This window comes from Nocardia sp. NPDC049190 (assembly GCF_040648115.1).
Classification (GTDB): Bacteria; Actinomycetota; Actinomycetes; order Mycobacteriales; family Mycobacteriaceae; genus Nocardia.
The window spans coordinates 193,668-205,924 of record NZ_JBEZDE010000008.1; the positions used below are offsets into that span (position 1 = coordinate 193,668).

A 12,257-nucleotide genomic window follows, 5' to 3' on the forward strand; every position below is an offset into this window, starting at 1 on the left:
TCCCGCTGCGGAACACCGTTCGCACCCGGCTGACGCTGCGGCAAACCGACACTCGGCTGCGGTACACCACTGGCACCGGGCTGGCGCATCGGCAGTTCGCCCGAACTCGGCTCGCGGGCGGGCAGACCCGCGCCGGACGGCTCGGACGGAGCATCGGGCCTACGCGGCGGCGGACCGCCCGGGCTGAGGTTGCGCTTGGGCAGATTGGCCGCGGCGAGCTTGCCGCGCTGTGGTCCATTCGGCGACTGACCGGGTGCTCCCGCCGCGGAGCGCAGGCTGGCATTCGACTGCGGGGCGTCCGAACGCGAACCGGAAGACATCGACGTACCCGGCTGGCGCTGCGGCAGACCGCCGGTTCCAGCTGGAATCGGTCCACTCGACGGTGCGCTGGGGGTGGGATTATCGGCCGGAGTCGCGCCGTTCACCCCTGGATCGACCGTGACCATGACATTGCCCCCGGGGGTCCGCGTGATCGCCCGCATCTGCATGGACGGCGGTGCCGATGGACGCTGCGGCGTGGCAGGGGGCGGCGACGGCTGCGGGGTGACGGGCTGCGCCACGATCGGCTTACCCGCGACGATCAGGCCGATCGGTACGTGCACGGTGACGGTCACGCCGGGATCGCGGGCGGTGTCGAAGGTCGGTCGCAGCCGCACCGTGAGGCCGTGCCGCTCCGCGAGCCTGCCGACCACGAAAAGACCCATGTGGCGGGCGGTGTCCGGGCCGGGCTCCGCGGTCTGCTCGAGCCTCCGGTTGATCTCGGCCATCTCGGCCGGCGGCATGCCGATACCGCGGTCGGCGACCTCGATGAGCATGCCCTGATCGTGTGCCTGCGCGAAGGTGAACTTGACGTCGGTCTCCGGCGGCGACGCCCGAAGCGCGTTGTCCAACAGCTCGGCGAATAGGTGCGCGAGGTCGGAGGCGGATGGCTCGATGAGCGATCCGCGCGGCGTCGCGCCCAGCTTCACGCGCTCATAGTCCTCGACCTCAGAGATCGCGGCGCGCAGCACATCGCCGATCTCGACCGGAGCGGACTTGGCACGGCGCTGTCTCGTGCCCGCGAGAATGAGTAGGTTGTCGCCGTTTCGGCGCATACGCGCGGCGAGATGGTCCAGCCGGAACAGGTTCTCCAGCAGGCGCGGGTCCTTCTCGTCGTACTCCATCGCCTCGATAAGGCTGAGCTGGTGGTCGACGAGCGACTTGGACCGGCGGGCGAGGGTCTCGAACATGTCGTTGACCTGCGAGCGCATCTTCGCCTGATCGCTGGCCAGTCGCAGCGCCTGACCGTGGATGTCGTCGACGGCGCGGGCAAGCTGTCCGATCTCCTCGGTGCTACGCACCGGCATCGGCTCCAGCGGAACCTCCTCCGGCGAGGCGCCGTTGCGCAGTTGGGCGACCTCCTGCGGCATATCGCTCTCGGCCACGCGCAGCGCGGCCAGACGCAGCCGGTGCAGCGGGACGATCATCGAGCGGGCGACGAACACGGCGAGCAGGAGCGCCGCGAGGATGGTCAGGATGACGACCGCGGTGTAGGTCCACGCGCCGCCCTGGGCCGAGGACACCAGCGAGGTCATCGAGTTATCGATATCTTTGGTCGCCTTGCCGACGACGAGTTCGTAGACCGAGAGGCTGTCGGAGAGCGACTTCTTCAGGTCACCGATCGGGATCTGACCAGCTTGCGCCTGCGGGCTGCTGAGCAGTGCGATCCTGGTGTCGATCCCCGCCCGCAGGTCGGCGATCGAGGTGTCGCCGTCGGAGAAGCGGTGAGCCAACACGTTGAGCAGTGAGCGCTCGGTGTTGGCCGCGACGAGGAAGCCCTGCGCGCCGGTCTGCGGATTACGCAGCACGTCGGGGAACGCCGCGACAGCGCTGACCAACGCGGCACGGGTGTTGAGCGAGTCGACCAGCCGTAGCTTGGCCGCGTCGACCGCGCTGTCGCTGACCTGGCCGACCGTGGACTCGACGATGTGCACGCTGTTGCTGCGGACCCGGTCGATCATCGCGATGGTGTCCGCGCTCGGGCCGGTGGCGACGGCCTTGCCCTGGCCGCGCACGGCTTTGGCCTGGGTGATCATGTCGTCGAAGGCCTCGCGCGCACCGGGCACGCTGCTGAGCCGGTCGGCCGACTTCTCGGCGTTGGCGATCGCCTTGTCCAGATCCGCGAGGTTCTGATCGGTGACCACGGATGTGTTGGGCGCCAGCGCGACCATCTGTGAACTCGCGGTGGTCGCGGTCTGCGCACTGAGCGCGGTGACCACCGGGATAGCGGTGATGTTGTTGGCGACGTCGGCGAGCTGGTTCGATTCCGCGAACTGCGACGAGATCCTGGACACGCCGAGTCCGACCGCGACCGCCAGCGGCACAGCGAGGACCGCCGTTACCTTCCAGCGCAGGTCCCAGTTGCCGAGCGCCCAGCGCTTACTGCCGGACCTAGCGGCGTCACGCATCTCCCACTCACTTTCCAAACTGGCCCCTACCACGCGCCATCAACCGAACCTCCACAATCGCGTGCTTGGCTCGACAGGTGGAGCTGGCCGAGAGCTGCGGCTGGCCGAGAAATTGCGTCTACGACGGCCCAAATAAGTGACACCAGATTCTAACGGATCAATAACTTCTTGGGGGACTCAGCGTAACTTCGCGATCGGTGACCTGCCAATTTCAGGCAAAACCAAAGGTCGCGACGCCCACCCGGGCGTCGCGTGAAGTCTGCCACAATCAACCAGATCTATCGAGGCGGGCATCGAGGCGAGCTAGGGAGTCACGGGGTTGAACGTGCGGCGCGAGTACCGACCGGCCTACCAAACCAGCTTGGTGGATCCTGCCGAGTTCTGGGCCGACGCGGCCGCCGCGATCGACTGGGACGTGCCACCGACGCAGATCGTCGACACCAACGCTCGCCCGGTAGCCAAGTGGTTTCCCGACGCTCGCCTGAATACCTCCTTCAACGCGCTCGACCGGCATGTGCACACGGGTGCCGAAGAAAGGGAGAGCCGCGCGCATCAGCCGGCACTAATATATGACTCCGCTATGACCGGCGCCAGAGCGGTCTACACCTACGCCGAGCTGCTCGAGCAGGTGTCCCGGTTCGCGGGGACGATGGCCGGGCTCGGCGTCGCGGTGGGCGATCGTGTGTTGATCTACCTGCCGATGATCCCCGAGGCGGTGATCGCGATGCTGGCTTGCGCGCGAATCGGCGCGGTGCACTCGGTGGTGTTCGGCGGCTTCACCGCTCCGGAACTGGCCGCGCGCATCGATGACGCGGAGCCGGTGTTGATCGTCACAGCGTCCGGCGGGCTCGAGCCGGGCCGGAAAATCGAATATCCGCCGATTGTCTTGCAGGCATTGGATCTTGCCGAGACCACCGCACCACGCACCGTGATCGTCAAACGCCGGCCGCAGTTCTCGACCCTCTCGGTCCCTGCGTCACCGCCCCACACCGAAGACCTGCCGAACTCCCCCCACGCGGTCGCGGCGCGATGGCTCGACTGGGATGACGCGGTCCGCGATGCGCCGCTCGCCGATCCGGTCTCGGTCGCCGCGACCGACCCGCTGTACATCCTCTACACCTCGGGCACGACCGGCAGGCCCAAAGGCGTGGTCCGCGACAACGGCGGGCACGCGGTGGCCCTCGCCTGGTCCATGCGCAACATCTACGACGTCGGCGCGGGCCAGGTGATGTGGGCGGCGTCCGACGTCGGTTGGGTGGTCGGGCACTCCTACATCGTCTACGCGCCGCTGTTGGTCGGCGCCACCACGCTGCTGTACGAAGGCAAGCCGATCGGCACACCGGACGCGGGCGCGTACTGGCGGGTGGTCGCCGAGCACAAGGTCAATGTGCTGTTCACGGCGCCGACCGCGCTGCGCGCCATCCGCAAGGCGGACCCGGACGCCGAACTGGCACACGACTACGACCTCTCCACACTGCGCGCGCTCTTCTGCGCGGGCGAACGGCTCGATCCGGCCACCTACGCGTGGGCCGACGAGATCCTGCTCGGCGACCGCTCCGACTGCCCCGTGGTCGACCACTGGTGGCAGACCGAGACCGGCTGGCCGATCTGCGCGGACCCCCTCGGCCTGCAGCGACTGCCGATCAAGCCCGGGTCGGCCTCGGTGCCGGTACCCGGCTATCGACTTCGGGTGCTCGATTCCTCCGGCAACCCGGTAGCGCCGAACGTCGAGGGCAACATCGTCATCGGGCTGCCGCTACCGCCCGGCACGCTCACCGGTCTGTGGCGCGACGACGCCCGCTACGTACGCTCCTATCTCTCCGCGTACCCGGGCCACTATCTCACCGGTGACTCCGGCTACTTCGACGAGGACGGCTACCTGTATGTCCTCGGACGCAGCGACGACGTCATCAACATGGCCGGGCACCGACTCTCGGCGGGCAGTATCGAGGCCGCCATCGCCGGACACGAGGCGGTCGCCGAATGCGCGGTCATCGGTCTGCCCGACGAACTCAAGGGCCACCGACCGCTCGCCTACGTGGTGCTGAAGTCCGGCGTCGACATCGATCGGGCCCAGCTGCGCGACGAGCTGATCGCGCGCGTGCGCGACCAGATCGGCGCGATCGCCACCCTCTACGACGCCGTCATCGTCACCTCGCTGCCCAAGACCAGATCCGGCAAAATCCTGCGCAAGACCATCCGGCAGATCACCTCGGGCGAGGCGTTCGAGGTTCCCTCCACCATCGACGATCCCGCCATGCTGGTGGCTCTGTCGAATCAGATCCGCGCCGCGCGGTCGCCGCGGCACGAGTCCGCGCCGCGGCGTACCGAGAACCCTGACGACGTGGTGCAGCCCGACGTCGATCCGGTGGCGCCGTCGTGATGTCGCGGGTCGGACACGCTCCTCAGAGCACCCTCAGAGAGTGCTCACCCGTGCGCCAGCTCGTCGCAATAACCTCGAGACTGTCCCGAAACCCCTCGATGATAGGGAGGCAGCACCCTATGCCACGTTCCGTAGACCGAATCACCGCGCTAGCCGTCGGCGGATTCGCGACGGTCACGATGTTCCTCAGCCCCGCGATCGCGTCGGCCGACCCGATGGAGCTGGGCGCGCCACTATTGGATTCGGACTGTTCGTTCGCCCAGGTCGACTCCGCACTGCACGACAAGGCGCCGCAGCTCGCGGCCATGCTCGACGCCAACCCGACGCAGAAGGCCGAACTGCGGCGCAAATTCGACTTGCCGGTCGCGCAACGCCGGGCCGAGTTGCGCCGGGCCATCGACGAAAACCCGCAGGCGGCACGCGATGCGGAGAATGATCCACGCACCGCGCAGCTGCGCGACACCATCCGTACCGTGGCCGAGACCTGCCACAACTACTGAGCCCTGTTCCGCCTCTGCGGTACTCAGGCCGTACCGGTCAGGTGACACGGAGTTTGCGTTCCGGTCCTACGTTCGGTGCCGCTCGAGTTCTGGGTGTACCCGGCGAGTTACCCGTTCTTGCGAGATCATCAGTTCCGTGACGTCCCGGCCGACAGTCGGGCAGTCCCGTGCTCACGTTCAGGTCCCGCATCCGGTGCGACCCGTGTCTTGGGCGTACCCGGCCAGTAATCCCTGCTCCTACAAAATCAGCAGGTCACTTAACCAAGCCCTGCGCAAAGTGGTTGCACAATGGATGACGTGACGACGACCTCGACCCCGACCGTTCTCGTTGTCGACGACGACGAGGATGTGCTGGCGTCGGTCGAACGAGGCCTGCGGCTGTCCGGGTTTCACGTGCTGGTGGCCCGGGACGGCGCACAGGCACTGCGCAGCGTGAACGAGCACGCGCCGGACGCGATCGTGCTGGATATGAACATGCCGGTGCTGGACGGCGCGGGCGTGGTCACCGCCCTACGCGCAATGGGCAACGAGGTGCCGATCTGCGTACTCAGCGCCCGGGCTTCAGTGGACGACCGCATCTCCGGGCTGGAGTCCGGCGCCGACGACTATCTGGTCAAGCCGTTCGTGCTAGCGGAACTGGTGGCGCGGATCCGGGCGCTGCTACGCAGGCGCTCGGATGTCGCGGCTCCGACGACTCCCGGCGCGATCACCATCGGTGCGCTCGAGGTGGATGTCGCGGGATACCGCGCATTGCTGCACGGCCGCGAGATCGATCTCACCAAAAGGGAATTCGAGCTGTTGTCCACCCTGGCCCGCAACGTCGGTGTGGTGCTGAGCCGGGAGCGGCTGCTGGAATTGGTGTGGGGATACGACTTCGCGGCCGACACCAACGTGGTGGATGTATTCGTCGGCTACCTGCGCCGCAAGCTCGAGGTGGAGGACGCGCCCCGGCTGCTGCATACGATCCGCGGCGTCGGGTTCGTGCTGCGAGCGCCGAAATGACCGAGCCCGCGCGACCGGGCCCGGCAACCGTCTCGACCACCAGGCGGCGGCGATCGTTTTCGCTGCGGACCAGGGTCGCGGGCGCCGCGGCGGCGGGCGCGATCCTCGTCGTGACCTTGATCAGCTTGCTCAGCATCCGCGCTATCGAGCGCAACAACGTACAGCAGTCCGATCAGCAGCTCGCCATCGCGGCGCGGATCGTGCTGATCGAACCGGTCATCGCGGTCAAATTCATCAGCCTGACCGGTCTCAACAACGGCATGGCCGTCACCGTCCGCGACAACGGCACGAGCACGGCGAGCACGGCGACCGAATTACCGGCGCTGCCACCCGGATCGCGCACCCTCCCGGTGGGCGGTACGCCGTATCGGATCCTCACGACCACCGAGAACCAACCGGCAGGACGCATGGTTTCGCTCGGCATACCCGCCGCGAGTGCGGCCGAGGCTACCGCGGAACAGCAGCGCTGGGTGCTCGGCGGCGCACTACTCGCCATCGCCGCCGCGGCGGCGCTCGGCTGGCTGCTGGCCGGCGCCGCGGTCCGTCCGATCGTCCGGCTCACCCGGCAGGTCGGCGCGCGCAGCGCATTCCCTGATCCGCGCGACGCACAGCCACCAGTGGAGGGCTCCGGCGTGCGCGAGGCGGAAAAGCTGGCGGACGCGGTGAACACCATGCTGCATCGAGTGGACCAGGCTCAGGCCCAGACCGCTGCCGCGCTGGAGACCGCACGTGACTTCGCCGCCGTGTCCGCACACGAGCTGCGCACCCCGCTCACCGCGATGCGCACCGACCTCGAGGTGCTGCGCACCCTCGATCTGAACGAGGCACAGCGCACCGAGATCCTTGGTGACCTGCAACGCAGCCAGGGTCGGGTGGAAACTACGCTCACGGCGCTGGAGCGGCTTGCCACCGGGGACCTGACCAACGAACGCGACCATGTCGCCACCGACGTCGGCGATCTGTGTGATCAAGCCGCGCACGACGCCATGCGTCACTTTCCCGGCCTCACGGTACGTATCGATTCCGACGCCGAGCTGGTGACCCGTGGCCTGCCCGCCGGGCTCCGCCTCGCGGTGGACAACGCCCTGGCCAACTCGGTGAAGCACGGTGGAGCCACCGAGGCTCTCGTCTCGGCGTACCGCGCCCCGAACGGCCACATCGTCATCGCCATCGACGACAACGGTCGCGGCATCCCACCCGATGAACGCGAAGCTGTCTTCGACCGTTTCTTCCGCGGCAGTCAAGCGAGCAAGGGCGGCTCCGGCCTCGGCCTCGCCTTGGTCGCCCAGCAAGCCCAATTACACGGCGGCCGAGCCTATTTCGACGAGGGCACGCTGGGCGGAATCCGCTTGATCCTGGAACTTCCCGATCCCACGGTCTCGTGATCGCCTGCCGGCGCGGCGGCGATAATGCCGCGACTCAACCGTTATCCATTCGCTGGTCATAACGAATCGAGCCGACAACTAACGGCACGTTTGATAGTGTACCAACAAAGATGTACCCTAGACGCGATCTGGATTCCGGGTGTGGGACGAATGTATGCAGCTGCTCATCAAGCGTGAACCGGACTCCAGCCCCAACAGCGCGTGGGACATGGACTGGTCCCTGCGCGCGGTCCTGGAACGATGTCGCGACTGGACCCGTGCCACCCGTCGACGACACGTCACCGTCCGCCTCCTGATCAGCTTGCTGCTTCTCCTGGCCGCCACGATCATCACCAGCGGCGCGGCCGACGCCGTCGCCTTGGCTGCCAGTACATCCACCATCGATGGACTCTCGTGGACCGGCATCAAGGACTCGTCCGGAGTCCCGTTGTCGAGCTACATCTTCGCTACCCAGCCGAGCCTTTTCAACGTAAAAGGCGGCGGGGTGTCGATCATACTGGGGTTTCTCTTCGCGATCTTCATGGTCTTGGTGATCGGCGCCATTTGGATCGCCCTGTTCGTGGCGGATTTCGGTTGGCTGAATTGGCTCGGCAAACCGTTTATCGCGGTCGCCGACGGCCTCACGAATACGTTGGCCACCCCGCTCATGTTGGTCGTAGCGGTCACGATCGGCGGGGTATTCGTCGCGGTGTTCATTCTGCGCGGGAACCCCGCCAAAGCCGTAGTGCAGGTCACGGCGATGTTTTTCGTTGCCTTGTCCGGCGCAGCATATCTTGCGAACCCCATGGCCGATGTGTTGTCGTCGCACGGCCTGCTGGCCCAAGGGCGCGATGTCGGTATAGCAGTCGCCGCGGGATTGAACGGCCAGTCGAATCCGAATCCGAAATCAATAGTCGACGGATTCGGCACGACCTTGGCCGACAATTTCGGGCGGCATCCGGTGCAGGTGTGGAATCTCGGCCAGGTCGTCGATGATTCGCCCAGTTGCCGCGCGGCATGGACATCGGCGGTCCTGGCAGGCAGTGAATCACAGCTTGCGGACGGTATGCGGCTGTGCGGCAACTCCGCTGCCCGCGGTAGAATCGAGAACCCCACATTCGGGCAAGTCGGTACCGGCTTGGTGCTGTTGATCTTCGGGACGATTCTGCTGGTATTCCTGGCCTACCTCTCGATCAAGATCTTCCTCGCCGCACTCTCGTCGGTATTCCATGCCATCCTGGCTATTTTCGGTTTCGCCGCCGGCGGATTCATATACGGCCCCACCCAGGCGTTCTTGGTCCGCAACGTCGTCGGCATGTTCGCCGATGCCTCTTCGATGGTTTTTCTGTTCGCATTCGAAGGCGGCTACATCCTGGTGCTGGACAGCATTTTCCGGTCGGCACCCGAGAGCGGTATAGCGGTGATGTTCGTCGGCGGCATAGTGCTTATCGCGGGCTTTGTGCTATTGCGCCGTCTCGACCTCAATCTGATCGGTGGCGAGAGCCGGATTTCCGAGAAGATTCGCGCAATACTCGAAGGCCGGCCGATGCCGACCTTCGTCGGTGACACAACGGGCCACGGAACTCTTCGCTACGCGCTGTCACCTGGCCACGCCATCGGAAGATCACTGAGCCTCCTCGCGGACATCAACGGAAATCCCGCATCTTCCTGGCTTTTCCGGCGACAGAACCCGCTCATGTACTATTCGAAGTCTCTACAGGACATGAACTATCTGAGCTACCAAATGCTTCTGGGGGAGGTACCGGACCGGGCTATATCAGGATTTCCGGGCAGGAATATTGCGGTAGCGCGAGCGCACGACAATGCTGCCCTCGCAGCAACAGAGATCCCAGAATTTCCAGGATTCAACGCACGCTCCGCCGCTGTGGCTGTCACGCGGGTGCGCGACCTCGGCGGCAGTGTGGCCGAGGCCATGAGTGCTATGTCCGCCGTCAGCGCCAGGAGCCCTACCGGCGGTTGGACGAGCGACCAGATCAGACGGGCAGGCCGGGCGGCAATACAAACAGCGAGCGGTGCCGAGGACAACCCGGCAATGTACGCCCCCTTGGCTCAGGCCGCCGCGGCATTGGACCTCGCGGGTCGCAACGGGCATCTCACCGATGCGAGGGGCGATGCCTACCGAGCTCGAGCCGCAGAAGAGGCAGGTCTGTTCCGCCGTCGCACCCGCCCACCCTCGGACCTCCAGCGCGACTACGGCGACGAAGACGAAGGCTCACTGGTCCACGCGGTCATGCAGAATCACGCAACGTATGAGGATTTCCTGAGCGCTGTGGGCAGCGCCTACGTGCACAAGGTCGACGCCCACGGCAACGTGAACAGAGTCCCCGGCTCTGGTGGCAGAGCCGGCGCCATCGAAAACTTCGCCAAAGCCGACGAGGACACTCGCCTCTACATCGGAAACCGGCTCGCCTTGGATATGGAACTACACGCAAACAACGTTATGGCGAACCCGAACGATCCGGCCGTTCTGCGGGCAGCAATGCAGGTCAAGAGCAGAGCCATGAATGTCGATCGACTGCTATCCGGCACCAATATAGGACCGTGGACGAACTGATGGGTGCGCCGGTTGGTTCGTCGGAAGCTTCGAAACCATCTGGTCATTCTTCTTCGCGGGCTTGCTCACCGCGGGCAGGAAGCCGGATTTCAGCCTTCCTTCCCGTAGACGCGCGGGTCGTCTCCGGATCGTGAACCCGGGGAAGGCGAACGGAGTCGATCACCGGTTTGCGCAAGACCGAGGTCGTCATCCGAAACGAGCCATAGGGGGGACCCGAACCCGCAGCACCCCAGGCGCTGCCGAACAACCACATCCCCTTACCCAATTCTCAGAGAATAGCCAATGCTCGGACCATAACCAGCGCCTAGGGTCTGCGTGCGTGATCGGAAAACGTTCCCGCGCGGCACTTCTCGCCGTTGCCCTCGTCGTCTCCGGGTCGGTTGGCGCTGGTATCAGCGCGTGCAGCCGTTCGGACCGCAGTCCAAGCGGTATCGCACTGGTCAACGCCGATACCGGTCCGACAGGTGAACGCGTGGTCGAGGCGCTGCGCGAAACCGGCGGCTATGAATGGACTGTCGTGAAGCCCGGCGAGGCGAGCACCGTCGACTATGCCGCGGTGATCACGCTGCCCGTCGACCTCACCGAGTCCATGGGAACTCTGGCCGGCATGCAGCCGAAGCGGGCGAAGGTCACCGTGGCCACGCACGCGAACGCCGACGCCACCTTGGTGAACGGCGCGGTGGGCGAGGTGACGCATCGGATCGGCGCGGCGGGTGTGGATGCTGCGCTGGCCGCGGTCGCGCAGGCCCGTTCCCAGATGTCACAGGTCCAGTTCACCACTCAGCTGCTCAACGCGGGAGTGAATACGGCAGTGGCGGGCGCCGGCCAGTTCAGCTCCGGCGCCGAACAGATGTTGGGTTTCCTCGACTTCGCCAAAAAGGGCTCCACTCAGCTGACTTCGGCTATCGCTCTGCTCAACTCGACGGTAGCCGGCGCCGCATCGCAGGCGAATCAGCTTGCCGCCGCATTGGATTCGACCGGCGTGACCATCGCGCAGGTGGAGCAGACGGCGAGTGCGGTCGGCGGGGGGCTCGACCAGATTCTTCCGCTGTTGCGTGGGCTACCGTTCGCGGACGATCCGGCACTGGCCGACATCATCGGCAAGCTGGAAGCGCTGCGCGACATGTCCGGCCAGGCAGGCTCGCAGTTGACCGGTCTCGGCTCGCTGGTCGGCGACGCGGTCGATCCGAACACCGATCTCGGCACATTGCTCCGCACCGTCGTGGACCGTTTGTCCAGCGCCAGCGCACAGTTGGCCGAAGGTGCGAAGCTCGCCGAGGGCCTGCCGCAGCTCGCCGAGCAGGGTGGCGCTCAGTTGGTGAGCGCTGTCGGCCAGCTCACCGCCGGCGTCGGCCAACTACAGAGCATTGTCAACAACCTCAGCACCCAGACCGACAAGGCCGTCGCCGCGCTCCCGCAACGCAGCAGCACCCAGCAATCCGCCCTCGCCCTCGCGCTCACCGACCCGGTCGAAATCGTCAAGGAATAGTCGAGATACGACGATGGTCCGTATCCTTGAACGCGGAACACGGGCCGGTACCACAGTCGATCATCACGCGATAGTTCTACGAACTCCGCGGCCGGCCGGCCGATATGAATAGCTGGCTCACCCTCCGAATCAGAACAACCATTCCGAGCGAAGCAGGCCAAGCGCTGCGCGCCCCGCCGTGGGTATTTTCGACCAAAGTCGGCTAAGGGCGCGGCGTTATGCCGCCGTGGGTAGGAAATTCGCTACTTCGCGTCGGCGAGAACAAGCCTTCCCCGTTCGCGCCCCGGCTCGCGTCCAACCCCAACCCCCAACGGCCCCGTATGTATGCATCACGCACCACCACAGGCACTGCCGAACCAACACAGCACCCGCCCCCACTGATACTCCCATCGGCCCACCCCCACTTCCGAGCGAAGCGAGACCGAGCATTCCCCGTTCGCGGCCCGGCTCGCGTCCGAGCGACCGCTGCGCCCGCGACGAAGTCGCAAGCGGCGGTC

Annotated in this window: 7 protein-coding genes; 6 read left to right on the top strand and 1 reads right to left on the bottom strand. The window is 66.0% G+C overall.

The genetic code is table 11. The features are described from left to right. On the bottom strand, nucleotides 1–2,447 hold a 2,447-nt coding region (locus AB0B25_RS10250), incomplete at its 3' end, for an ATP-binding protein (protein ID WP_357176910.1). A 319-nt stretch (nucleotides 2,448–2,766) separates the two neighbouring features. Here AB0B25_RS10250 and AB0B25_RS10255 point away from each other — a divergent pair. From AB0B25_RS10255 to AB0B25_RS10280, 6 genes are all read left to right on the top strand, one after another. After that, nucleotides 2,767–4,830, top strand: coding sequence for an AMP-binding protein (locus tag AB0B25_RS10255; protein ID WP_357176911.1), 2,064 nt, complete (start codon nucleotides 2,767–2,769; stop codon nucleotides 4,828–4,830). Between the two features lie 119 nt (nucleotides 4,831–4,949). Then, nucleotides 4,950–5,330 (top strand): hemophore-related protein, encoded by a 381-nt coding sequence (locus AB0B25_RS10260; protein WP_357176912.1) that lies wholly within the window; start codon nucleotides 4,950–4,952, stop codon nucleotides 5,328–5,330. 288 nt (nucleotides 5,331–5,618) lie between these two features. Further along, nucleotides 5,619–6,332, top strand: a complete 714-nt coding sequence (locus AB0B25_RS10265; RefSeq protein ID WP_357176913.1) for a response regulator transcription factor — start codon at nucleotides 5,619–5,621, stop codon at nucleotides 6,330–6,332. After that, nucleotides 6,329–7,717 (top strand): HAMP domain-containing sensor histidine kinase, encoded by a 1,389-nt coding sequence (locus AB0B25_RS10270; protein ID WP_357176914.1) that lies wholly within the window; start codon nucleotides 6,329–6,331, stop codon nucleotides 7,715–7,717. Before AB0B25_RS10265 ends, AB0B25_RS10270 begins: the two co-directional genes overlap by 4 nt. A 154-nt stretch (nucleotides 7,718–7,871) precedes the next feature. Then, nucleotides 7,872–10,271: a hypothetical protein gene (locus AB0B25_RS10275; RefSeq protein ID WP_357176915.1), complete on the top strand. Its 2,400-nt coding sequence runs from the start codon at nucleotides 7,872–7,874 to the stop codon at nucleotides 10,269–10,271. 319 nt (nucleotides 10,272–10,590) lie between these two features. After that, nucleotides 10,591–11,760 (top strand): hypothetical protein, encoded by a 1,170-nt coding sequence (locus AB0B25_RS10280; RefSeq protein ID WP_357176916.1) that lies wholly within the window; start codon nucleotides 10,591–10,593, stop codon nucleotides 11,758–11,760. Nucleotides 11,761–12,257 lie beyond the last annotated feature (497 nt).